We start from the raw sequence: 24,704 nt of genomic DNA on the forward strand, positions 1-24,704 counted from the left end.
ACGCTCTTGAAGAAGGTCCTCATGGAAGCCAAACCCGTTCACTTCGCCCGCTTGCAACAGGAAGAGTCGCAAGGCTACGACCGCAAGACGATCGACTATATCCACTCGGCCGCGCAACGTGGCCTCTACGAAATTCGCGGTCTGGGCGCGAAACGCCGCGTGCCGCATTTCGACGATCTGCTGTTTCTCGGCGCCTCGCTGTCACGCTATCCGCTCGAAGGGTATCGCGAGAAATGCGCGACGCAGACAGTGCTCGGCACGCGCTTCGCCAGAAAGCCGGTGGTGCTCGACATTCCGATCACGATTGCCGGCATGAGCTTCGGCGCATTGTCTGCGAACGTGAAGGAAGCGCTCGGCCAGGCCGCGACCGCGATGGGCACCTCGACCACTACTGGCGACGGCGGCATGACGCAGGAGGAGCGCCGCTCGTCGAAGACGCTGGTCTATCAGTGCCTGCCGTCGCGCTATGGCTTCAACCCGGACGACGTGCGCCGTGCCGACGCGATCGAAATCGTAATCGGCCAGGGCGCGAAACCGGGTGGCGGCGGCATGCTGCTCGGGCAGAAGGTCAATCCGCGCGTCGCGTCGATGCGCACGTTGCCGGCCGGAGTCGATCAGCGTTCGGCGAGCCGTCATCCGGACTGGACCGGCCCGGACGATCTGGCGATCAAGATTCAGGAATTGCGCGAAATCACAGATTGGGAAAAACCGATCTACGTGAAGGTCGGCGCAACCCGCACGTTCAACGACGTGAAGCTCGCAGTGCATGCGGGCGCGGACGTGGTCGTGATCGATGGCATGCAGGGCGGTACCGCAGCGACGCAGACCTGCTTCATCGAGAACGTCGGCATTCCGACGCTGGCCGCGGTTCGCCAGGCGGTGGACGCGCTCGAAGATCTGAATATGAAAGGCCAGGTACAACTGATCGTTTCGGGCGGCATCCGCACCGGCGCGGACGTGGCGAAGGCATTGGCGCTCGGTGCGGACGCGGTGGCGATCGGGCAGGGCATGCTGATGGCGCTCGGGTGCAACAGCGATACGTACTTTCAGAGCGGTGCGTTGCATTCGGCGGCAGCGGACTACGCGGCGCTGAACACGTCGCCGGGTTTCTGCCATCACTGCCACACGGGCAAGTGTCCGGTCGGCGTAACCACGCAGGACGCGGTTCTCGAACAACGTGTCCAGCCGGATGAAGGGTCGCGCCGCGTGCGCAACTACCTGAAGACGCTGAACATGGAACTGACGACGATTGCGCGTGCGTGCGGCAAGCAGAACGTCCATCACCTCGAACCGGAGGATCTGGTCGCGCTGACGGTCGAGGCAGCGGCGATGGCGCGCATTCCGCTCGCGGGTACCTCGTGGATTCCCGGATGGACCCGGTGAATTGAGTTGTTTCGAGATTTTTGACTGTGGAAAAGTTGAGCGCATTCAACCTTGATTCACCAATCTTTTAGGAGCCCAACATGAGCATTCCGCAAAGCAGCACGCAAGTCGCGCCAGCAGCGCCAGCACCATCCGGCGGTCTGCGCGCCGGTACGTTAGGTTTTCCCGAGGTCATTGGTCAATCCATCGCGAACCTTTCGCCGACCTTCACGCCGTCGATCAACGTGACCGCGATTGCGGCGCTGGCCGGCGCGGGGACCTGGTTGATTTATGGTCTTTCGACGCTCGGGCTCCTGCTGGTGAGCATGAGCATCATTGCGCTCTCGAGCCGGATCGCGTCGGCGGGTTCGTTCTTTATCTATATCTCGCGCGCGCTTGGGCCGATGGCGGGCGGCATTGCCGGCTGGGGTTTGATCGCGGCTTACGTGGGCACTGCAATGGGGGTGGGTGCCGCTGGCGTGGTGTTCGTGCAGAACGCTTTTTCGGCCTGGGGTATCAATATCGCGTCGTGGGCGGTCTACACGATCTTCGTCGGCCTGGCCTGGTTCTTCTCTGCGCGGGACGTGAAGCTCTCCTCGCGCCTGTCGCTGGGAATCGAAGCCGCTTCGGTGGTGATCGTGGGCGGTGTGCTGATCTATGTGCTCGCACTGCATCCCGACCATATCGTCGACCATACGCAACTGGGGCTGCAGGGCGTGAGCGGCAAGGGCATGGCGCAGGGCATGGTGCTCGGCATCTTCTCGTACGTGGGTTTCGAAAGCGCGGCCTCGCTCGGCCAGGAAACCAGGAATCCGCTGCGCGTGATTCCGCGCGCGGTGATCTGGTGCGTGATCCTGTCGGGCCTGTTCTTCATGTTCGTGGCCTATTCGATGACGATCGCGTACCACGGCGATACGGCCAAGCTCGGTGCCGATTCGGCTGTGCTCAGCACCCTGCTCACGAGCGTCGGCGCCTCGCCGCTCGGTCCGGTGTTTTATCTGATTGCCTCGGTCAGCGCGTTCTCGTGCGTGCTTGCGTGCATCAACTCGTCCAGCCGTCTGCTGTATTCGATGGGCCGCTACCAGTTCGTGCACCGCTCGATGGGCATGGTTCACCGCACGCACCAGACGCCGTACCTGGCCGTGGCGTTTTCCTCGATCGTGACCTTCGTGGTGTGCATTGCGATGCTCGGCACGGGTCCGCTCAACACCTTCGGCTATACCAGTACGTTTGCCACCTTCGGTTTCCTGGTCGTTTATTTCCTGGTCGCAATCGCGGCACCGGTCTATCTGAAGAAGCAGGGCGAGCTCAAGACGATCAACGTCGTGTGGGGCGTGCTCGGCGCACTGGCGATGGTCGGCGCGGTAATCGGCAGCGTGTATCCGGTGCCCGACTATCCGTATAACATCCTGCCCTATCTGTTCATTGCGTATATGCTGGTTGGCGCAGTCTGGTTGTTGGTGCTCAAGAAGCGCTCGCCGCAGGTGCTCGAGAAGATCGAACACGATCTGGAAACAAGCGACGTGATGACCCACGGCAAAAAGTAAATGAGTGAACCCTTCTCACCGGAAAGCTTGTCCGCACCGAACAGCGGCCGGATGCCAGGCGATCCAGAGGGAAGGCCCGCTAGCCGTCGCGGAACGGGCGGTCAGGAAATCGACCTGCAGTTGCGGCCGGAGCTCGGCGAGTGCGCCGCGCTCGAGATCGGTTGTGTTTCTAGCCCTGCCCGCGCCCGCGGGCAGGATCACATCAACGAAGACTACGTCGGCGTAATGCTCGGCGATCTGGCCGCGCGCGCCGCGCGTGGCAGCGTGATCGCTCTCGCCGATGGCGTGAGCGGCAGCAAGGCTGGGCGGGTCGCGGCCGAACTCTCGGTGCGAACCTTTATCGACGCCTATTACGCGCTCCCCGACACCTTGCAGCCCGGCGTGGCGGCTGCGCGCGCGCTCGAGGCAATACATGGCTGGCTGCATCAGATCGGTCGAGTCGATCCCGCACTGACGCAGATGGCCGCGTCCTTTGCGGCGCTGATCGTGCGCCGCGCTACTGCGTATCTGGTGGCGGCCGGCGATGTGCGCCTCTATCTGCTGCGCGATGGTCAACTGACCCAGCTCGGCGACGACGACGTCGTGCCGGTCGCCTTCGGTTCTTATGTGGCGCATGCGGTCGGCATGCTGCCGACGCTGGTGACCCGCATCGAAACGCTTGAACTGCGCGAGGGCGACCGCCTGCTGATGTGCTCCGACGGGCTCTATCGCCGCGTGCCGATGCGCGAGCTGCAGACGGTGCTGGCGGCGCGCAGCGGTGCGCTCGACACTGCACGCCGGCTCGGCGCGCTGGCGGTGACGCGTGGCTCGCAGGACGACGTGACGAGCGCGGTGCTCGATGTGGGCAGCCTGCCCCTGCTCGATGTCGGTTACCTGGAGCGAGTGGTCGGCGCCTTGCCGATTCCGGCCGTGCCCGACGCCGGCGATGTGGTCGATGGATATCTGCTCAAGAGCGTGTTGAGCGACGGCTTCTATTCGCGGATTTTCGCCGGCTACGATCTGGCCGATCCGAACACGCCGCTGGCGCTCAAGTTTCCCAAGCCGCGTGTCGAGCAGGATGAGAACGTGCGCCAGTCGATCGTGCGCGAGCGATGGCTGGCCGGCAAGATCGGCGACGAAGGCGTGCTCGCGCCGATGCCGGTCGATGCCGACCGGCAAACCCGGCTCTATGTGGTGATGCCGCTCGGCGCAGGTGTCACGCTCGAAAAACTGCTGGCGGCGCCTCAGCCCGTGGCGTTGCCACGTGCGTTCAAAATCGCGCGGCAGTTGGGCCATTCGATCGACGCGCTGAATCGCCGCGATATTTTCCATCGCGATATCAAACCCGAGAACGTGCTGATCATGCCGGGCGATAGCACGCGCCTGCTCGATCTTGGTTTCGCTTATATGCCGGGTATGCAGGTGCCGGGCCCCCACACCGCACCGGGCTCGCCCGCGTATATGGCGCCTGAGTTGATGAAGGGCGCACAGGGTGATGCGCGCTCCGAGGTGTTCGCGTATGGCGTGACCCTGTACCGGCTGTTTAGCGGCGGCAAGCTGCCCTACGGCTTCAATGGCCGTGTGCCGCTCTATCAGTACCGTCCCGACGCGCCACTATGGCTTGACCTGGTGCTGGAGAAAGCGCTGCAGCCCGATCCGGCGCGCAGGTATCAGGACGTGCTCGAAGTCTGCGCTGATCTCGAACGTTTTTCGACCGGGCGGGACGCGATGACGCCGATGCGGCGCAAGCCTTTGCTCGAGAGCGATCCGGTGCTGTTCTGGCAGGTGGTCGTGGTGCTGTTGCTGGCGCTGCTGTTGTGGTCCTTGATGCGGCGTTGAGCGGCGGCGTATGCATCGAAACGGATCGACGTCGCCCGAAAATGCCTGCACTGCGCCTACACGGGTGGCACAAAAGGAAAAGGGCTTACATGCATTCGCATGTAAGCCCTCGAATCTTTTGGTAGGCCGTACGGGATTCGAACCTGTGACCAACGGATTAAAAGCCAGATCAAGCAGCTTTTAGGTTATAGCCAATCACTTGAATTTACAAGGAATTTGTTGATTGACGATCACCGGAGATTCCTTGGACTCACCAGTCATTTCCGGCAAATTTCCGGCAGGAGTCTCAAAAATGGGCCAAGTTTCGCAGCGCATCATCTTGGCCATCTCGCGGGAGTACAGGGAAAATTGTTTCCAAAATTCTTCCGGGTCAGAAGATCGCGTCGCGGCATCCGAGACTGTCTTTCCAATGGCATACCATACCGCCCTATGCAGCATCTCGAGCGCGCCATCGCAAATCAGATTGAATGAGAAAGTGGTGAATTCGCCCGCGTTTCAGCGTGCATTTTAACCGTTCACGGTCCATCCACAGCTTGCGCGATCCTCCTATCGTCAGAATCGTCGAGCGAAAGCCCAATGTCGAAGCGGCTGCACGTTGATGACCCCCAGGAAGGTGCGGCTCGCAGCATTTTGTTTGATCCTTGAAGGGTGGGAATGAGGTAAATGCAAATGTCCGAAATTTGCATACAAATATCGGACATTTTTGACGTTGACTCTTGTCCGAAAAAAGTATACAAATTTCGGACAAGGAGTTTTCATGTCAGATATCGGTACACAGATAATTTCCATCATCAGCGCGGCAGCCCCCGGCTCCGTCTGGGTACCTGCCGATTTCGCGCACTTGGGCTCTCGCGACGTGATTGACAAGACATTGCAGCGATTGGTCTCCAGCGGCCAACTTCGACGGATAGACCGAGGTCTCTATGACCTGCCAGCGACCAACAAGCTGACGCGTCGACCGACAGCCCCGGATTATCGGGCCGTGCTCGATGCAATTGCTCGTCGTGATCAATTGCGGCTGCTGGTCGATGGAATGACGGCGGCCAACGACCTCGGCCTGACGGACGCCGTACCTGCCCGCGTGACCATTCACACTGACGCCCGTCGCCGTGCCGTCCAACTGGACAATCTGCTTATCGACTTCAAGCAGACAGCGCCCAGCCGCCTTTACTGGGCGGGACGCCCCGGCATGCGTGTCGTGCAGGCGCTTCACTGGCTGAAAGACACCTTGCCGGTGGACGGAGATCGGGTCCGCGCGCGCCTTCAGTCGGTCCTCGCGGACCCAAAGCACGGCAAGTCGATTGCCTTTGACCTTGCGCAGGGTTTCGCGCACCTGCCAACTTGGATGCAGGAGTTCCTGCGGTCTGTTCCAGCTTTTGATCCCGGACTTGTCGCCTCTTCTTCTCCACGGGCATACGCGAGTTCAGGCCAAGCGCCCGTTGCTCCGGTCAGGGACGATGCTGATGGAGGTCCGCGATGAACGATGCTTACCGCGAAATCATTGCGGCCAGCGAGAATGACCGTCGAGACCTGTTTGTCGGCACAGCAACGCGCCTCGGCACGGCAGTGCAAAACGTCGAGAAAGACTTCTGGGTTTGCTGGGTTCTGGATGCTTTGTTTAACGGCTTGCCTGCGGGCGGTCCCCGCCTTCTCTTCAAAGGCGGCACCTCGCTGTCGAAGGGGTTCGGGCTGATCTCCCGCTTTTCGGAAGACATCGATATCACTGTATTTCGCGATGACCTCGGCCAGCACGTCGAACCGGCAGACCTTGAGGTGCTGAGCGGCAAGCAGCGTCGCATTCGCCTCGATGCAATACGGGCGGCTTGCCAAGACTTCATTCAAGGGGATTTCCAAGCCGGATTGCGCGCACGCGCTGAGGAATTTATTCCTCAAGGCTTTACGCTCGAACCGGACCTTGATGACGCCGACGGGCAGAGTCTCCTTTTCTGGTACCCGGCGGCGACGGCCCGGCAGGACGAGTACATTCGCTCTGCCGTCAAGATTGAGTCCGGGGCGAAATCAGCGTTGGACCCTCACACGATGGCGATCATCAAGCCCTATGTTGCAGACGACTTGCCTCACCTTGACCTAAGCGTGGCGAACGTCACAACCGTTCAGCCGGAACGGACGTTCTGGGACAAAATCGTCATCCTGCATGGCCTGCGGCAATGGTTTGAGCGTCGCGGAGAGCTTCGCCATGGTGGTCAGCGGGTATCGCGGCACTACTACGATGTCTACCGGCTTCTTGCCGCCCCTGATTCCGCGCGGTGGATGAAAGACCGTGAGCTGGCGGCGGATTGCGCCCGCCATGCGCGGCTGTTCTTCGGTAGCGCCGATCTGGGGCTGGACACGGCAAGCCACGGCACATTCACTCTCCTGCCGTCTGCAGGAATGCTTGACGTGCTGCAACGTGACTACACTGCCATGACGGGCATGATCTTCGATGATGTTCCGGAATTGAGCGATGTGCTGGCAAGCGTCGGGCGGGCAGAGGCAACCATTAACGCTTGACGGCGGCATTCGACCATCTTCCATCAGACACGAAGCGGCTTGCCAACGTTAGCAGGTTGCGGAAATACCGACGACAGCAAGTCAGCGGATGAGCGGGTCGAAACGTTATGCTGAGGAAGCCACTACCCTGAGAAATGATGCGCGGCGCCGACACCTTCACCGAGAGTTTGTTCACCCTGCGTAAGCTGGAAGACTTTGTTCCGGCCGATCACCCGCTGCGCGCGATTCGCAAGATGGCCAACGCGGCGTTGGCGAAGATGAACGGCCTGTTTGCGGGCATGTATGAAGCTGAGGTCAAAGGCGGCCGGCCGAGCGTAGCGCCGGAGAAATTGTTGCGGGCGATGTTGTTGCAAGTGCTGTACAGCGTGCGCTCCGAGCGGCAATTGATGGAGCAGGTCCAATATAACCTGCTGTTCCGCTGGTTCATTGGGCTGTCGATGGACGATAGCGTGTGGGTGCCGACCGTGTTCACCAGGAACCGGGAACGGCTGATTAAACATGACGCGGTCATTGAGTTCTTCAACGAGGTGCTGGCCATTGCGCAGCAGAAGGCCTGGCTATCAGGAGAACACTTCAGTGTTGACGGTACGCTGATCCAGGCCTGGGCCGGGCATAAGAGCTTTGTGCGCCGTGACGATGACGACCAGGCCAACGGCGATGGGGGCAACTTCAAAGGCGAGAAGCGCAGCAACGACACCCATGAGTCGAAGACCGATGCTGATGCACGGCTCTATCGTAAAGGCGGCACGGCCAGTGAATTGCGCTACATGGGCCATACCTTGAGCGACAACCGCCACGGTCTGGTGGCCAATGCCGTGGTGACGATTGCTGACGGTTATGCCGAACGCGAAGCCGCCAAGGCCATGATTAACGATGCGATGCGAGACAGGCGCTTGATGACCCGGCGCGTGAGATCACGCTCGGCGCTGACAAGGGCTATGACGCGCAGGAATTCGTGGACGCCTGTGTGGACATGAAGGTCACGCCGCATGTGGCGCAGAACAATTCAGGACGCGATTCGGCGGTGCCGGAGGCGATCGCCAGAAGCGCGGGCTAGGCCGTCTCGCAGCAAAAGCGCAAACTGATCGAACAAGGCTTCGGTTGGGCCAAGACGGTTGGCGGCATGCGTCAGGTGATGGTGCGTGGTTTGAAGAAAGTGGATCAGATGTTTGTGCTGACGATGGCAGCGTACAACCTGGTTCGCATGCGCACCTTGGGACAAATCCGTGCGCAGGTGGCGCAATAAGCTAAATCGGGGCTAAAAACGGCACCGATTAGCCACCAGAGGCGGGGATCGGGCAATCAATTCCCGGATGGTGGAAAAAACGACTCCAGCTTCCCCTTCGGGAGGAATGCCGCTCCTGATTGCTTCGGGTATTTCCGCACCCTGCTAGCGCTGCCCCCGGTTTTGACTGCACTCGCGCGCGGTGAGCCGCGTCAGACTGAGCTTTCGCGCTCTATGCGCTGGTCACCAGCGGCGCGGCGCAGCGTCTGCTGTGCCTTCAGATAGCGTGTGAGCTCGGCGTTAGTCACGAAGCTCGCGGCGGAGGAGGCCACAAGAATGTCCTTGGCCTCTTGCGGTTTCGCTATCACGAAGCCCTGTACGTAATCGACGCCCAGTTCATTCAGCGCGCGCAGGGTCTCGAGGTCTTCCACCCATTCCGCAATACTGCGCATGCCGAGATTGCGTGCGAGGGTAATGATCGCCTCGACGATCGCGATGTCGGCCGGATGGTTACACATCGTGCGCACAAACTCACCGTCGATCTTTAGTGCATCGGCCGACAGCTTCTTCAGGTAGCGTAACGAGGTCTGACCCGCGCCGAAATCGTCGATCGCGATCTTTGCACCCATGTCGTGGACGCGTGCGATGAAGCGCTCTGTATGCTCGAGATCGTGCAGCGCGACGCTTTCGGTGATTTCGATGCACAGGTAATGGATAACGTCCTCGTGACGCGAGAACAGCGCGAACAGTTCATCGAGGAATTGCTCGTCGTTGAGCGAACCACCGCTCAGGTTCACGCACACGAAGCGAGTGCTGGAGAGCGACGCGCGGTTGTCCCTGAGCCATGCGAGCGTCGTCGAGAGCACCCAGCGGTCGATCGCGGTGATGGTGCCGGAGTCCTCCGCGGCGGCGATCAGCTTCGCGGCGGTCGCCACCGCGCCGTTCGGCATGCGCAGACGCAGCAGCACTTCGAAGTCGAGCGCTTCTGCCGGTCCGCGCATCGACATGATCGGTTGCATCACGAGGAACAGCCCCTCGGGCAGCCGGCTCTGTCCCAGCGCCTCGATCAGACTGATCTCGGCGGCGCGCTCCTCGAAGGCCGGCGCGCCCTTGCGCAGTGCGACGAGCCGCGCATTGCCGCCGCGTTTCGCGGCGCGACACGCGCGGTCGGCATAGGCGAGGGCGTCGAGGACGCGCTCACCTTGCGAGCACTCGACTACGCCGATCGATCCTCTGATCTGGAACGCTCGCGTGTCGACATGAACCGGTGCGGAGTTCAACGCCGTGACGAGTTCACGGCAGCGCGCGATTGCATCGTCGATCGCCATGTTCGCGAGCACGCACACGAATTCGTCACCACCGATGCGCCCGATCGGCACGTCGGAGCCGAGACGCTCGACGAGGCGCGCAGCGACGTGCCGCAGTATTTCGTCGCCGGTCCCGTGGCCGAACAGGTCGTTTAGCAGCTTGAAGCGGTCGAGATCGAGATACGCGAGTGCCCACGGGCCGCTTTCGCCGCTCTGCCCGCCGATTGCATGCTCGATGCCGCGACGGTTCAGGAGGCCGGTGAGTGGGTCGTGCTCGGCCAGGAAGTGCAACCGCTCCACCGCTTTCGAACGGTCCGTCACGTCCTCGAGCGAGCCTTCGATGAAGCCGTTCGCACGAATTGCCCGCAGCGAGTAGCGCCGCGTCTCTGTCTTCGTACCGGCTGTGCCCTCGATTTCGATCGACGCCGAGTCGTCGCGCTCCAGGAGTTCAACCAGCGCACGCTCGGCGCCCGGAGCGAAATAGTCGGCCCAGCGTTGCGCGCCGTGATGCTGTTGAGGCAGGCCCAGCATCGAGTGCAGCGCCGGATTGGCGCGCACGAAGGCGCTGTCGCCGTTCAGCGTGAAGAGACCGATAGGCGTGACGTCATACGTGTTGCGCAGCTCGATCTGCATTTGCCGGCGGCGCTCGCGCTCTTCGCGCATACGTTCCGCAATAGCGAACGCGCAAAGCATGCTCGACGACAGCGCCGTCACTACGGGGCTCAGCTCGCCCGCCAGCGCTTTCACGCCTAACGCGGCAGCGAGCACTTGCGACAGCGTCGCGAACAGCACGATGGCCATTGACGCGACATACCAGAGCACGGTGCGCGAGCGCGCCTTGATGAACAACTGTACGAGGAAGTAGGTCAGCACCAGTATGCAGAAGCTGGCGCATGCCCACAGCACCGGAATGAAGTGCGCGTAACTCAGCGTAAATGCGGCGACCATCAGCAGGCAGCCGCCATACCGCACGGCGTGCAGGCTCCAGCGCAGGCCGATTGCTTTCAGTTCGCGGCGGAACAGCTCCACAAAGAGCGTCGTGGTCAGCACGTAATAGGAAGCGAACGTGAATTCCCGCAAAAACGCGATATGGTCGGGCGGGATGAGCCAGCCCATCCATTCGGTATCGAAGCCCATTGCGTTGGCGCTCAACCGGAGATTGCCGACGAGCCAGGCGGCAAAGATCACGTAAGTCCATTCGCGATTGATGATTGCCGTAACAAACACGAAGATCGCGAGCGTCAGCAGGCCGCCGGTGATCAGCGACGCGCTCTGGTTGAAGTCGAGGGCGGATACCTCGAGCCTGTCGGAATTCGTTGCGGATGCGGTGATATACGCGGGTCCGGAGAAGGTGCCTCGGCACAGGATCTGCGTCTGGGGGGCGTGCTCGTCGAGCCTGAGCGCAAAGCCGGCCTTGTTGGCGCGCATCTCGCCGCTCGTGCCGTGGCGGTCGGCCGCGCCGAGCAGCGTCAGGACGGGGCCGGTCCGCCAGCAGGAAAGCGTCTGCGCGTGCCGCGACGGCAGGTCGATGAATGTGGGGCCTTCACCGGCGAGAGCAGGCGCGGTGAGCATGAACCAGAAGGGCGTTTCCGCGAGATGGGTGCTGAAACGTGCCGTGGGCGCGGTGTCGCGCAGGCGGGCGATGGCGATGGCGGGTGACAGCGTCGCCGACGGATCCGCAATCACAGGAAAGCTGAGCGTGACCGTTCCCGTAGTATCGAATTGGCGCGGCGCCCAGAGCATGACTGCGGCGCTGCCAAGCACAATCACAAATGGCGCTACGTATACTGAGAACCGCTGGAATGCCCAGCCGGTTAGTCGGTCCCGAAACGTCCACTTTACGCTTGTCATTTGCTGCCCTTTCCCAATGACTTCATTCTCGATTTCATTGCGATGCTGCGATAGTCAGCGGCGAAAGCACGACTGCGCTGATGCCACCGACTCTTGTCCGCCCGAATGCCTTCGGGTGGACATCTTGTTTTACGCTTCGCTCAGCGACCGCAGGCGGCCTGAGGCGCTGCTCGGCGGGCCGTCGCACTGAGTGCCGTGGCCGGTTTCACCCTGCTTCGATGCAACGCTGACGTCGATGTCGGGGTGATTCGTTTCAAAAAAGAATCCGACGAACGGATGGTTGACCTTCTCCCAGCGCTGACGGACTAAAGCAACCGGTTTCGCCATCACCCGATGTGGCAACCCGCCAACGTGCGCCATCGGCAGGAATTCGTTCTGGCCGTATACATCACCGAACAGCATCGCTTCGTATTCCCGATCGAGCGGTGAACGCGCCGTAATTAACATCCAGTCGACCCCGTTCTGCGCGCAAAACATGAAAAACGCCTTGCACAGCGCCACCTTCACCATCCGGCCGATCGCACCGCGCGCGACGCCGAGCCGCGTCGCCTCGGCGAGGCGCGCCTGCCCCAGCCAGTCCGGCAGGCGGACCGATTGTTCGACGGCAAGCGGACTGAATGCATTCGTCTGGACCCGCATGGTGCCGAGCGGGCCGCCATCCAGCCGCGACTGCGCGAGCAGCACGGCCGTGCCGGGCGCGCCATCCAACGCTTCGACGCCCATGGTCACGGCGAATTCCGGCAAGTGGCGCCGATAGGCCGCGCGGCGCATCTCGACGGCCTGGTCGAGGTCCGCCAGATTACTTACCACCTTTATCGTAAACGGCAACCTTTCCGTTTTCTTTACGGTGCCCTGATTAAAGCGTTCTCCGAGCGACGTATAACCCGTATTTTGCGACAAAACGACTGAATCGATGCGGTCCATTTCAACCTCGTAGATAAATGAGAAAAAAGTCTGTCGCTTTCGAAGCGGCAGAGTCGCTGTTAACGCGACAAACTAGATTCTCATGAACGCAAACGCGGTGATATGCATAGCCGGGAAAATCCGGAGAGCGAGGTTAGAAAAGGGAGTTTTTGGAATCCGAAAAAATATCGTCCCGGAGATCCCGAATCGACTTTCTGACTGTGGCGGCGACCGCAAACCTGCGTTTGAGGGAAGATCGGATCGATATTCCGCGGACGTCCGGAGGAAACGCGAAAGTTGTGGCGCGCCGCGCGCCGGTAACTGTTGCACACGCCGAGCTTCTGGGTTCGGCCGAATCACCCGACGGCTGAGACAACTCAAGAATGACCGTTGAACTTTGGAAGCGGCCGCCGGGGAAAAGGTCTTGGTCTATGGCTTCCGTTAGCAGGTTGCGGAAATACCGACGACAGCAAGTCAGCGGATGAGCGGGTCGAAACGTTATGCTGAGGAAGCCACTACCCTGAGAAATGATGCGCGGCGCCGACACCTTCACCGAGAGTTTGTTCACCCTGCGTAAGCTGGAAGACTTTGTTCCGGCCGATCACCCGCTGCGCGCGATTCGCAAGATGGCCAACGCGGCGTTGGCGAAGATGAACGGCCTGTTTGCGGGCATGTATGAAGCTGAGGGGCTTTGTCAACTTGACGAGCACAGGCTATGCCCCTATCTAAACGTAGGTATCCTGATCAGATAGCAGGCTCGACTTTAGCATCGACGGTCCAACCATGCCAAACGGCGAGGCGTTTCTTGAGTATGGCGCGATGACATGCCGCGCTCATCTGATGTCTGGGCAAGGCGAAGTGCTGCCGGATCGGGCCAAAGCATGAGAGAAACGCCTGCGTGCGACGTGCATCGCGAAAGCCGCACATGTGTCGTTCGCGCCTGCGGGTCGGCTGATGGCTGTTCTCGGCGCGATTGTTCACGCGTGCCGCCGCCTTGACGAATACGTGCTTCACCTGGGCGAGTTCGGGAATATCAGCCTTCGCTGCCGGGTAACTGCGCAACTGGTCCGTAACGATCCTGCGCGGCACCGGGTTCGAACGCAGCACCCGCCGGAAAAAGCGCTTTGCCGCAGCCTTGTCGCGCCGCTTTTGCACCAGCACATCCAGTTCGGCGCCATGTTCGTCGACCGCACGCCACAACAGATACGGCTCCCCGCGCAGCGCCACGAACATCTCGTCGAGGTGCCACGTGCTACCCGTTTTGCGCCGCACCGCCCTGGCGCGCTGAGCGAATCCGGCACCGAATTTGTCGCACCAGCAACGGATCGTTTCGTATGTGACTACGACACCGCGCTCGAGCAGCAATTCCTCGATGTCGCGCAGGCTCAGGCTGAACCGGAAATACCAGCGAACAGCACAGCTGATGACGACAGCGGGGAACCGGTGGCCGTGATAAAGCGATTTCATCTTCTTCATTGCATCATTCTACCGCCGCCGGTCCGCTAACCTGACAGCGCCCTCGCCGCCCTCGACTACGTAGGCATACTCCCAGCGTGAGAACGCCAGCACGAAGTGGTACAGCCGGTGCGCGAACGGTGCGCCGCCAATCGTCACGCACAGCTTGCTCATATCGGTGAAGTCCGACAGCCCACGCACGCCGGGCTGATGCTCCTGGGGGAAGAAGATCTCCTGACTGGGGCCCTCAAGCGCCCGCCATTGATGAATGCGTCGCTCCAGCGTGCGGCGCATGCTGTCGGGATAGCGCTCCGGGTGATCCTCCTGCAGCTTGCGCAGGATCGTAATGCCCATCAGATGGGGAGCGTTACGCAGTAGCGGTAAAACTTCGCTATCCCAGACATCGGCGAACTGATCGGGACGGGTGCGCCAGGAGCGCCGAGGCTTCTGGGATGGCAGAGTCGCGTCACGCTCGATGCGGCGTGCGGAACGCACGCTTATTCCGGCCTTGGCGGCCGCGACTTCCTGCGGATGGTGTTTGCGCTTGGTCATGTAAAGACGAACCTGTTGGTCGGTAATGCGGGTTCCAGACATGAGCTGACGGCTTCTTCTTAAAGCTTCGATCAGCCCATCCTAAAGCCCCGCCGACGCGGCGCCGCCGGTGGTTCGTCGTCTCCGGCGGCTACGCCGCCTCCGACTCCTCACCACCGGCCAAAACAATCGTCAACGACCGGCCAAGATAATTGTCGGTGTGCCAAGAAGGAAAGCGACAGTACGTCGCTGTACATGCTGTATCCGTGATGAGGGCCGGCCCCTCGGTGTCGCCGATCAGGCGGTGATACCAAACCACCCAGAGCTGCACTCGTTAAGAGCGGGTGTGGTGAGCGTCTGTGGAAAAGGCGGGATGAATCCCGTCAGGTGTGCAGTAAGGAGGCGAACGAAAGTGAACCATCGAAGAAGTGTCGATAATTGCAATGATGTCAAAACCGAGGACTCGACAACGCCTCGGGATCAGTCAAACGGCAACCTGAAGGTGGGTTTGACGGCATCCGGCATAGAGGTGGCGCGACCTTTCTGCAGGCGTGGATATGGAACTTGGGAACCTGTCGTCTCGATGTCAAGGGAGAAACTCAAGCGGAGAACCCGTGAGAGTGAGAGTACCGATGCGAGGCACAGGGGCGGAGTCATGCGTAGTAGCGTTGAAGGGGTTGTAATGACTTCCGGAGCGAAGGCATGACCTTGTCTGGTGGAGATCATGGAACAACTGCGACGCGGGATGATTCCGGGGTTGACGCCAAGTCGTTCGAGATACCCAAGCGATTGATCTGGGAAGCCTGGAAACGCGTGGCTGCCAATCAAGGCGGTCCGGGCGTGGACCGGGAGAGTATTGAAACCTTCCGCAATCGTTTGGCGAGAAATTTGTACGCTCTGTGGAATCGAATGAGTTCGGGGAGTTACTTTCCTCAACCGGTCAAGGAGGTGCTGATTCCGAAGGGGGACGGGTTTCGTCCTCTCGGGGTACCGACCATCACTGACCGAGTGGCTCAGATGGCAGTCAAGTTACTGGTTGAGCCGGGAATCGATGCGATATTTCATTCATCATCGTTCGGCTATCGTCCTAACAAATCGGCGAAGCAAGCTGTGGCGCAAGCGAGAAGGAACTGTTGGCGCTACGACTGGGTAGTCGATATTGACTTGAAATCCTTCTTTGACACCATCGACCACGGGCTTCTCAGACGTGCGGTCGAAAAGCACGTTTCGGAGCCATGGGCACGACTCTACATCAGACGCTGGCTAGAGAGTCCGGTACAGAAGCAAACCGGGGAGCTGGTTGCTCGGGATCGAGGCACTCCGCAAGGTGGAGTGATCAGTCCGCTATTGGCTAACCTCTTTCTTCACTACGCGTTTGATCGATGGGTTCAGACTGAGCATCCGGATGTGCCGTTTGAACGGTATGCCGACGATGTTGTCTGTCATTGCAGGACGAAGCAGCAGGCGGAAAAGTTTTTGTCTGCCTTGCGGGAGCGGCTTACCGCATGTGGGCTTTTGCTACATCCGGAAAAGACGCGCCTAGTTTACTGCAAAGATGGCCGGCGTCGAGGGGAACATACCCACACCAAGTTCGATTTCCTTGGTTTCAGCTTTCATGCTCGGACAGTCCAAGACCGAGCGGGAAACCTGTTCACCGGATTCGGACCTGCGGTAAGTCAAAAGGCGCTAACGCGAATGTCTCTGGCCATTCGAAGCCTGAGTCTCAATCGAAGTACCTCATTGACGCTGTCCGAACTGGCGCGGCGCATAAACCCGATGGTCAGGGGATGGGTGAATTACTACGGTGCCTTCTATCCGGAGCCGTTGAAACGGTTCTTGGTCAGAATAGACTTGCGGCTTGGCGGGTGGGCGCGAAATAAGTACAAGCGACTGAGAGGACACAAACGACGATCTTGGGCGTGGCTCAAACGATGTCGGGAAAGTCTTCCCCAGCTGTTCGCGCACTGGGATTTCTGTTTCGAAGAACGGCGGACAAGAGGAGCCGTATGAATCGAGAGATTCACGTACGGATCTGTGAGAGCCTGAGGGGGCAGGTCCCTCGGGCCACTCGACCCGCCCATTCTGATTTGCACTACGCCTTTCCGCTTTAAAGAAGTCAGCTTCGATAGCCGACACCGGGTCACCGCCGGTCATGACCGAAACGAAGCGGTGAAAATAGCGCGACGGCGATGGCTGCGCCACGGGAGTGGACATGCCAGATGTACCAGTAGCAGCGGTCTGCCGTGCGTTCATGGTCGTGATGCAAAGTTACCTTGATGGTCGAATGTTGCTAGCAAGGCGCCCGGACAGTGGGCTGAAATCGGCCACTTTCATTCGTTCGCGGCTGTCTGTTTTCGAGGAACCAGATTCGGGGCGAGACCTTGCTGCTTGTGCTCGTTTGACTGGCCATCGCGACCGGAAGGAAAAACTCAGCGTCGTGCCGCGAAGCTGTCGATGTCCCGCGCCTTAGAGAGCATGAAATCCAGAAAAGGTATCTCCTTGTACTTGCATGTTTGGTATAGACTCATTAACACGAGGTAACTTCTTAATCCTGGTTCAGTTACTTTGCCATTCGTTATCCTTCGATACTTCGCGAATGGCTTAATGGCGTGCTCCGCATTGTTGTTATTCCATGGCACCCCATCAAAATCTAAGAATGTAAACAGCTTCGATCGATATTTCAGTATCCTCTTGGAATACTTCCCGGCAATATCCGACTTGCACGTCTTTTCCTTGAGTGAGTCCATGTATGCGTCCACCGCGTCCTTGTGTTTGCATAAATGACTGCTTTTTAGTCCGAAGCGATCGACTGTTCCTATTATTGATCTGACCAATTTTCCGAAAGGTGTTGCGATGTCTTTTAGCTCGTGGTCAAAAGGATATTTTAGGAGATCTTCATTAATGTCCCTGATTAGATGTATAAGGAATTTTTGCTGGCGACATGGTAGTGAGTCATATCCCGCATAGAAATCAGAAATTAGCACTCCATTAAAACCGTCAAGCAGTTCATGCAAAAAATTGGCTTCTCTTCCATTTCTATACAGATAAAACACCTCCTCCATATTCGTAATAACCCAAACGTATCCGCTCCCTTTTTGCAAATCTATTTTGGTTTCGTCCACGTGAATCATGGGCCCCTGAACCAGCTTGCATCTTAAATTGTCGTATGTTATCGAATAATATTCTGCGGCGCGGGTCTTGAGATAATAAAAACCGTTGAAGTCAACTGGAAGCGAAAAATAATCCTTAACGGTTTTCTCGAGATTCTGGTATGTGATTCGATTTCCGATGTGCTGATCAATTGCCCACGACATTAAACCATGGCCGAAGCGTGGTTTTTCCTTGAAGGTCCGTGGGACAAATGGTTTGTCGCAATCGATGCAGTGATGTAGGGGTGTCCGGTAATGAATTACCCATCTTCTTATGCCGCCAGTCGAAATTCGTAAGTCAAGTAAGTCTCGAGTATAAAATTTCGATAAATCCCGGGAGATACATTTTCCCCTGCAACGCGGACATACAACCGCCCTTAGATTAATGACCTTATTGGGTCGAAGGCTAGATTGCTGCTTCTCAATTCGTCGTTTCCGACGCTGAATTGACTTAAAATTGGTATTGGTTCTAATGTAAGTGTTCACGAAAATCTGATTTGAAAATCTGAGCCGAATCCGTCGAGCAGTTTTTTGACCTCGGCATCGATGGTTTCCTTGGTCCAGGTGACGAAGCCGCGCCAGTGATACTTGGCGTGCTTCCAGAGGATTTCGATGAGATTCAGTTCGGGGCTGTAGGGCGGCAGATAGAACAGCACCATGCGATGTTCGAGAAACCATCGGTCGATTGTTTCCTGATCGATGTTGTGATGGATCGAGGCGTTGTCGAGCACCACTACGGTCGTCAGACCGGGCGTGCTTTTCCGCGCGATCTGCTCAAGGAATTGCACGACATCGGGGCGTTTGATCGTGGTCTTGCTGGTGTGATACGTCAGCAGGTTGGCGCCGAAATCCAGTGCACCAAGGACGGAGCGTTTGCAGTGCGGTTGCGGGAACACACGATGCGGTTCGCCGATGGGCGACCAGCCGCGCTGCACCGGGGGCGAAGCACTGAACCCCGATTGATCGAAGTAGAACAGCTGGCACGCACCGTCGAGTGCGGCCTGCTGTAGCTTCGCGAGGGTGGAGGCCTTCACGGCGAACTCCTCGGGGTTACGCTTTTTTTGAGCGAATAGCGACCACGCTTGTAGGAAAACCCCGCTCGTTTGAGCGCAGTCGACAAGGTATCCAGGCGGCAGGGAAACGGCACACCATGAGCTTCTTCAACGCGCTGCGCAATCTGTCTGAGCGTCATCAATTCGGCGCTGGCCGCCTCGATGGCGGTGGCGATCATGGCTTCAGACAACGAACGGGGACGTCCGCCTTTATGACCGACCAGCAGCCCACATATGCCGGATTCCCGCCACGCGCGCGCCCAGTTGTAGACCGACTGCCCGCTCACGCTGAGCTGCGCAGCCACTTCAGTCAGTTTGATCTTGCGGCCGAGCATCATCACGCCCGCGGCCCGGATGCGCATGTCGCGATGCTGGTGGTTCAACGACATCTGTTGCAAGGTCTTTTCCTCGGCTTCGCTCAGCTCTACAACACACTTCATCTGGACTCCGGCGCAATGGGTTCGCCGAAGTTAACAAAATTCAAACGCGTTTACCAGCAACACTTAGACCTTGTCGCGCTGATAGTCGAAATATGCGCGTTCGTTAATTTCAGAAAATTCGTTCATCGCAAATGGTTTCTTGCCAAATTTGCCAACGTTGTCCTCTTGTTTGATCTGCTCTACAAACCGAATTCCACCTTCATTCGAATCGGTACTGTCATCCAATTCTGGTAAGGCTGACAAGAAATCGGTTACCTTCCTCAATGCTAGGCAGTCGTCTTTGTTGTACGTGAGAAGGAGATCCTTGGTTACACTCTCATGAGAAATTTCCCACTTGGCCCTCCAGACTATTGAGTCAAGTCCCGTGGCAGAAGGTGACGACCATTCAAAACCCAAATACTTGGCTATCTCTTTCAGTTCGTTTGAGTAGGTCGGAAAGTAGATGTTTGCATAGATCAGCGACAGGACGTTTGTTGAACACGTTGTGAAAATATCGTTCGCCGACCCGCCTTGGAATAGAGTGATGAGCCGCTTGAAAACGCGGGCTTCGTAGCTTCCATAATAAAATAAATGCGCGTTATCGAAACGCTCGATGAATTCACAAAAGTCGCTAAACATTTTCTTTTCGTCATTTTCGTTGTCGGCCCAAAAGAACTGATATTTCGATATCCCTGATTCAACTATCAGCATTCCCAACAGGTAGACGAAATCGCCGGACGGACTTCCCTCCATATCGACGTATATAAAAGTAGGCGCCTTCGGTACCGCTGGTCTGGAAACAACAAAGACGCTTTTTTCTCGTATGGCCAACGCCTGCAGTGGAAAGGAATGGGGCCTACCTCGCGCCTTGACTCTTTTCCCACGCTTTCGAAAGCGAAATGTATGAGACAACTGACCAACGGTCGTGATTCCTTTTCGACTGTACGAGCGAATCTCTCGCTCGCTCATCCTCCGCAATAGGCTTAGATCGTCAGTTCGTTGAGCTTCGGCTTTGCAGCGATACTGGTATCCGCAGACGCGACAGTGCTCATTAAGCCGAAGTGATGGTCGCGCAGTTCCGGTTAGAATATCGTGCAGTTCGCCTTCGAATTTCTCAGCCTCGATTCGTGCCCCGTTGAGGTCGATGCGGTGTGGTTTATATGTGGCCCCACGTACAAGTGTTCCGTGTGCTGGCCAAACGTGTTGCAGCTTTTCAAGGGCGAGGCCGCCCATGGAAAGTAGCAGTCTGTGGGTTTTGTCGCTAGGCCTGTCGAGACTGGAAAAGAGAACAGGTTCGTAGTGGAACGGACCCAGTAACGAATCCCCAGGGACCCGTTTGATTCCATGCAGTTTGAGGGCCAACGACTCATTCTCTATAAAGACGCCGGCGATGTTGGCGGTGCCGTCCTTTAAGTCCTTGGTGGTGATCGGCTTGTTGCGCATGCCAAAGTCTAAATTATTTGGACTGAACAGCGCACTGGTCGCCGCTCGTGCGTACTGTTCCTCTCGATGACGCATGAGCGCCTCATAGTCAGAAGGTTCGCTCGCAACCTCCGTAGCCAGCAAATATGCCTTGTACTTACAATTTAGGTATTCGCCGATTATTTGGTTCGTTATTTTCATCCTGAAAGCCCTCCGTGGGACAGTTAAGCTGACTGGGCACAGCGTGTTTCGTCAAGGGTTCAGGCGCTAATATCTAATCTCTTTTTGGATGATGGCCTAAACGCACTCTGCACTATTCAATGGTCCCGATAGCGAGATTTGTCAATGGAGTGCTGCAGACGCGACGCTGACGTTACGTAGCCATTCGCCGGCAAAGCGGCAAAGCTGACCCACTGATTCATGAGTTATGCAAAGTGGCTGAGGGGTGCTTCGCGGCCCAGCATCCCATGCCAGTTCACCACCCTCATAGTCGTCAAGCTCATTGCCTGGGCGGCCCTTTCTGTTTTACGCTTCCTCGCCGGCCCTGCCAATGTCCGTTGGTAACGTAGACCGCGCCCGCCACCACCATCCAGAGCGAAGGCCATGCTGGCCAGCGAGACTCTGCGAGCCGAGGTACATCACTAACTGCCAGACGATTGCGCAGGCCTTCCTCAACTACTACGTCCGGGACGTCCGGGTGGAACGGGGTTCATCCGCAGTGGGGCCGGGGCTGCTCAGATCCGGCTCTGCCAAAGGCACCGCCATAAAAGCGCCTACGCGTGCGTGGCTGTCATTTCGCTTCGGTTGCGGCGCTGACCTCGCCGATGACTGCTTTGCGGCGCTAAATATCGACGGCGCTATGTCCGGTGTGGGTCGAACTGAGCCGGACGCAGGCTGAGCATCGACGGCTCGCATCTATTCAGAATCGGACCGTGTTCGGCCACAAGCCGCCGTTCACATGCGGCGTCGCTCAGACGTTCAAGTGTCGGCTACACCCCGTAACCGGCCATAGAATCGTAAAGGACCAACGCTCGTCATCGAATAAAAGTTCAGTGTCCGAGATGCGCGTCAGGTTGCGGCGTCTCAGAATTCCCGCGCGGAAAGCTTTACCTTTTCGCAAGTCCCAGTTGCGTCCTTGGAGAGCTCACTGCTGGTTTTGAACCGGTGATAGTTGAAATCACCGGTATTTCGGTCGATCACCACTTCGCTGGTCCAGCCCGACTGGAATGTATTGGTTATATCCCATTTCCCCGCGTCGCTGGCGTCCTGAAGGTCAGTGATGGAACCGGCCTTGAAGTTTCCTACGGAGATGCTGAGGTCTGCGCCATCTCCACTGATCATCGTCATTCCGTTCTCGGTTTCCATCTGCCAAGAAAATTCGCGTGCTCGAGGTCTTCGCGCTGGACGTCCTCATGCACTCCCGATCATGTACGGAAGGCACCATGGAAGTCATGGGCATGAGCTAACCGGGCCAGCGCGTCAAACGGGTTCTCCACAGTTTTCCGGACCTGCATGAATCGCCCACATTGAGAGCAGATTAAAGCCGATTCCGAGGCACACAATCGGCCAGATCGCGCCATGGGTGTTTGCTTGAATCAATGTCGCCGCGAACGGTGCGCTACTGCCCACCACGACGGCCAGGTTATACGCAACCGCAGAACCACGGTAGCGGATTTCGGTCGGGAAGGCTTCGGCAAAATAGGCGGGCTGGACCCCGGCATGAAACTGCGCTGCGCAAAGCAAAAAGACAACGGCCACCGCGATCACGATTATGTGTCCGCTCAGGATGAGGGGGAAGAAAGCCAGGAACGCGATCAACATGGTGCGCGATCCCACCAGCATCGCGGGGCGGCGTCCAATACGGTCGCACAGTGCTCCACCGAATCCCATCGCGAACATCGAGCAAATGTGCGCGAGGATCAGAATGGCAAAGGCCGTCTGTTTTGACACGCCTAGTTTATTGGTGACGAACGAGAGAATGAACACGGTCGAGATGAAATAAGCAACAGAGACCGCCGCCCAAACAACCGTCAAACGAAGAACGGTTGTGCCATACGAGCGAAAAGCAACGCCAGGCCGAGCGCCGCCCAAGCGCCTCTTCTGCATTTCCGTCCTGAACGTCGGCGTCTCGGAGATGCGCATCCGGATGAACAGGCCGATCGCCACCAGCAGGAAGCTGAAGAGAAACGGCACACGCCATCCAAAGCTGAGGAACTGTTCGTTCGTCAGAAGCGCCGCGACAGCGAACAGCAATGCATTGGCCAGCACTTGCGCGAGCGGTGAGCCCATTGCGATGAAGGAACTATAGAATCCGCGCCGGTTTTTCGGTGCATGTTCCATCGTCAGCAATTGACTGCCCGTCACCTCGCCGCCCAGCGCGAAACCCTGCATGAATCGCAATATGACGAGGGCGACGGGTGCCATCACGCCGATGGAGCCGTAAGTAGGCAGCACGCCGATCAGGAACGAGCAGATACCCATTAGCAGAAACGTGAAGACCAGCATGTTGCGGCGGCCAACGCGATCGCCGAGATACCCGCAAACGACTCCGCCAAGCGGTCGGGCGATGAAGCCCACCGAGAACGTCGCGAAGGCCGCGAGCGCAGCCGTGGTCGGATCGGTCTTCGAGAAGAACAATTGTGGCAATACGGTTGCGGCAATTGCACCGTAGGCGGCGAAATCGAGCCACTCCAGGGCCGAACCCGCAATACTGCTTAATGCCGCCCGGTTGGCCATCTGCATCTCTTCCGACGCAGGCTGCAAACCGGCGTCGTGCTCCAACGTTTCTCTTCGGGTATTCATTTTTTGTCTCCTGATCGCATCGTCGTCGCCCGGACCGAGTCACGGGTTGTGGATGTATTCGGCGCTTCGGTTCCTGATTAACGTCCGGTCCAGTTCGGCGGACGTTTCTGCGTGAACGCCTTTGGGCCTTCGCGAGCGTCGTGGCTCGCAAGCATGCGTTGTGCGAGCGGATAGTTTTCGTGCATCGTCGTCGCGAGATTCGCGTGAGCGAGGCTTTGCAGCATCACCTGTTTCGATGCCTGCACGGCGAGTGGCGCGCAAGCAAGAATGTTGTATGCCAGCGCTCGCGCACGGCCCATTAACTCGGCCGCGGGAACAACCTCGTTTAGCAAACCGACGCGGTATGCGTCGTGGGCCGAAAGCCGGTTGCCGGTGAGTACGAGAGCCATTGCGTCTTTCATGCCTATCTGCCGCGGCAGGCGCTGCAACAGGCCACCGCCCAACGCAGCCAATCCGACACGCGGTTCCGGCAGCCCGAATTGCGCGTGATCGGCCGCGATGCCGAGGTCGCATGCCGCAAGAATTTCCATGCCACCGCCGAGACACAGCCCGTTCACTGCTGCAATCAACGGCTTCCAGAGATCAAAACGGTGTGTGATGCCGGCAAATCCCGTCGACGGCTTGGTGTGATCGCCCGTTGCATCGAGTGCTTTCAGGTCTGTGCCGACGCAGAACGCCCGCTCACCTGCACCCGTTACGATCGCGACTCGCAGCGACGGGTCGGCGGCATAGCGGTCGAACGCGTTGGCGAATTCGCGATGAGCGTCGGGATGCATCGCGTTGAGTACTTCAGGCCGGTCGATCGTCAACGTGAGCAACGGCCCGTCGACTTCATAGCGGCAGTGACGATACGTTTCGGGTGTCATCTCCAGCCTCCTGATGTTGAAACCTGGGCACGCCAATCCGCTATTTCTGCTCGATCTCGGCAACGGCCGCGCGTAACGCGAGCAGATAGCTCTGGATGCCGAAACCGCAAATCTGTCCTTTGACGATTTCGGCGAAAACGGAGTGATGCCTGAACGGCTCGCGCGCATGAATGTTGGACATGTGCAACTCGACCACCGGGCAAACCAGGATCGCCAGTGCATCGCGGATTCCGTAGCTGTAGTGTGTCCACGCGCCTGCGTTGATCAGCACCGCATCAACGTTTTCTTCGAACGCATGATGGATGCGCTCGCACATTGACGCTTCGCTGTTGGTCTGGAAGGACTCGACCTGTACGGCCAGTTCATGGCCGAGATCCTGCAACCGAGCGTCTATCTCTCCTAGCGTGATCGTTCCGTATTGCACCGGATCGCGCTTGCCGAACATGTTGTGATTGATGCCGTGCAGCATCAGGATCTTCTTCAT

General features: G+C 58.4%; 18 protein-coding genes and 3 pseudogenes. 8 read left to right on the top strand and 13 right to left on the bottom strand.

Features of this window, described 5'->3' with window-relative positions; all coding sequences use genetic code 11:
- Nucleotides 1-21 precede the first annotated feature (21 nt).
- The 3 genes from B0G76_RS37585 to B0G76_RS37595 all read left to right on the top strand — a co-directional run bounded on the left by B0G76_RS37585 (nucleotide 22) and on the right by B0G76_RS37595 (nucleotide 4,727).
- Nucleotides 22-1,383 (top strand): FMN-binding glutamate synthase family protein, encoded by a 1,362-nt coding sequence (locus tag B0G76_RS37585; protein ID WP_120297751.1) that lies wholly within the window; start codon nucleotides 22-24, stop codon nucleotides 1,381-1,383.
- 80 nt (nucleotides 1,384-1,463) lie between these two features.
- Complete coding sequence (locus B0G76_RS37590) at nucleotides 1,464-2,909, top strand: APC family permease (RefSeq protein ID WP_120297752.1); 1,446 nt, start codon at nucleotides 1,464-1,466, stop codon at nucleotides 2,907-2,909.
- Nucleotides 2,910-4,727: a bifunctional protein-serine/threonine kinase/phosphatase gene (locus tag B0G76_RS37595; protein ID WP_120297753.1), complete on the top strand. Its 1,818-nt coding sequence runs from the start codon at nucleotides 2,910-2,912 to the stop codon at nucleotides 4,725-4,727. It abuts the gene before it with no gap.
- A 195-nt stretch (nucleotides 4,728-4,922) separates the two neighbouring features.
- On the opposite strand, the gene B0G76_RS37600 is transcribed toward B0G76_RS37595, so the two are convergent.
- On the bottom strand, nucleotides 4,923-5,165 hold the full coding sequence (locus B0G76_RS37600) for a hypothetical protein (protein ID WP_120297754.1): 243 nt from the start codon (nucleotides 5,163-5,165) through the stop codon (nucleotides 4,923-4,925).
- A gap of 319 nt (nucleotides 5,166-5,484) precedes the next feature.
- Here B0G76_RS37600 and B0G76_RS37605 point away from each other — a divergent pair, with 319 nt between their 5' ends.
- From B0G76_RS37605 to B0G76_RS37615, 3 genes and pseudogenes are all read left to right on the top strand, one after another.
- Entirely contained in the window at nucleotides 5,485-6,207 is a 723-nt protein-coding gene (locus B0G76_RS37605) for a DUF6088 family protein (RefSeq protein WP_220700813.1), read from the top strand.
- Nucleotides 6,204-7,238, top strand: a complete 1,035-nt coding sequence (locus tag B0G76_RS37610) for a nucleotidyl transferase AbiEii/AbiGii toxin family protein (RefSeq protein ID WP_120297755.1) — start codon at nucleotides 6,204-6,206, stop codon at nucleotides 7,236-7,238. The genes B0G76_RS37605 and B0G76_RS37610 overlap by 4 nt, the downstream gene beginning before the upstream one ends.
- 137 nt (nucleotides 7,239-7,375) lie before the next feature.
- Nucleotides 7,376-8,484, top strand: a pseudogene (locus B0G76_RS37615) (IS5 family transposase).
- A gap of 191 nt (nucleotides 8,485-8,675) precedes the next feature.
- Here the strand turns inward: B0G76_RS37615 and B0G76_RS37620 are convergent.
- On the bottom strand, nucleotides 8,676-11,621 hold the full coding sequence (locus B0G76_RS37620; protein WP_120297756.1) for a bifunctional diguanylate cyclase/phosphodiesterase: 2,946 nt from the start codon (nucleotides 11,619-11,621) through the stop codon (nucleotides 8,676-8,678).
- Nucleotides 11,622-11,750: 129 nt separating this feature from the next.
- Entirely contained in the window at nucleotides 11,751-12,545 is a 795-nt protein-coding gene (locus tag B0G76_RS37625; protein WP_120297757.1) for a hypothetical protein, read from the bottom strand.
- A 509-nt stretch (nucleotides 12,546-13,054) separates the two neighbouring features.
- Between B0G76_RS37625 and B0G76_RS37630 the strand changes: the two are divergent.
- Nucleotides 13,055-13,210, top strand: a pseudogene (locus B0G76_RS37630) (IS5/IS1182 family transposase); the annotation flags it as partial.
- A 58-nt stretch (nucleotides 13,211-13,268) separates the two neighbouring features.
- Here B0G76_RS37630 and B0G76_RS37635 read toward each other — a convergent pair.
- Entirely contained in the window at nucleotides 13,269-14,000 is a 732-nt protein-coding gene (locus B0G76_RS37635) for an IS6 family transposase (protein WP_120297758.1), read from the bottom strand.
- 24 nt (nucleotides 14,001-14,024) lie between these two features.
- Nucleotides 14,025-14,573 (bottom strand): annotated as a pseudogene (locus B0G76_RS37640) (IS21 family transposase); the annotation flags it as partial.
- Between the two features lie 639 nt (nucleotides 14,574-15,212).
- Here B0G76_RS37640 and ltrA point away from each other — a divergent pair.
- Nucleotides 15,213-16,520, top strand: a complete 1,308-nt coding sequence (ltrA, locus tag B0G76_RS37650; protein ID WP_120293190.1) for a group II intron reverse transcriptase/maturase — start codon at nucleotides 15,213-15,215, stop codon at nucleotides 16,518-16,520.
- Between the two features lie 419 nt (nucleotides 16,521-16,939).
- Here the strand turns inward: ltrA and B0G76_RS37655 are convergent, their stop codons facing one another.
- From B0G76_RS37655 to aroQ, 8 genes are all read right to left on the bottom strand, one after another.
- Entirely contained in the window at nucleotides 16,940-18,145 is a 1,206-nt protein-coding gene (locus B0G76_RS37655) for a transposase (protein ID WP_259460938.1), read from the bottom strand.
- Entirely contained in the window at nucleotides 18,142-18,693 is a 552-nt protein-coding gene (locus B0G76_RS37660) for an IS630 family transposase (protein WP_120289909.1), read from the bottom strand. Before B0G76_RS37660 ends, B0G76_RS37655 begins: the two co-directional genes overlap by 4 nt.
- Nucleotides 18,690-19,151: a helix-turn-helix domain-containing protein gene (locus B0G76_RS37665; protein WP_259460486.1), complete on the bottom strand. Its 462-nt coding sequence runs from the start codon at nucleotides 19,149-19,151 to the stop codon at nucleotides 18,690-18,692. Before B0G76_RS37665 ends, B0G76_RS37660 begins: the two co-directional genes overlap by 4 nt.
- A gap of 63 nt (nucleotides 19,152-19,214) precedes the next feature.
- On the bottom strand, nucleotides 19,215-20,753 hold the full coding sequence (locus B0G76_RS37670; RefSeq protein ID WP_120297760.1) for a TM0106 family RecB-like putative nuclease: 1,539 nt from the start codon (nucleotides 20,751-20,753) through the stop codon (nucleotides 19,215-19,217).
- Between the two features lie 882 nt (nucleotides 20,754-21,635).
- Complete coding sequence (locus B0G76_RS37675) at nucleotides 21,636-21,899, bottom strand: hypothetical protein (protein ID WP_147394139.1); 264 nt, start codon at nucleotides 21,897-21,899, stop codon at nucleotides 21,636-21,638.
- A gap of 132 nt (nucleotides 21,900-22,031) precedes the next feature.
- A complete protein-coding gene (locus tag B0G76_RS37680; RefSeq protein ID WP_183082293.1) occupies nucleotides 22,032-23,333 on the bottom strand; it encodes an MFS transporter in 1,302 nt (433 codons plus the stop codon).
- Between the two features lie 98 nt (nucleotides 23,334-23,431).
- Nucleotides 23,432-24,220: an enoyl-CoA hydratase-related protein gene (locus tag B0G76_RS37685; RefSeq protein WP_120297763.1), complete on the bottom strand. Its 789-nt coding sequence runs from the start codon at nucleotides 24,218-24,220 to the stop codon at nucleotides 23,432-23,434.
- 40 nt (nucleotides 24,221-24,260) lie between these two features.
- Complete coding sequence (gene aroQ, locus B0G76_RS37690; protein ID WP_120297764.1) at nucleotides 24,261-24,704, bottom strand: type II 3-dehydroquinate dehydratase; 444 nt, start codon at nucleotides 24,702-24,704, stop codon at nucleotides 24,261-24,263.

This window comes from Paraburkholderia sp. BL23I1N1 (assembly GCF_003610295.1).
GTDB lineage: Bacteria > Pseudomonadota > Gammaproteobacteria > Burkholderiales > Burkholderiaceae > Paraburkholderia.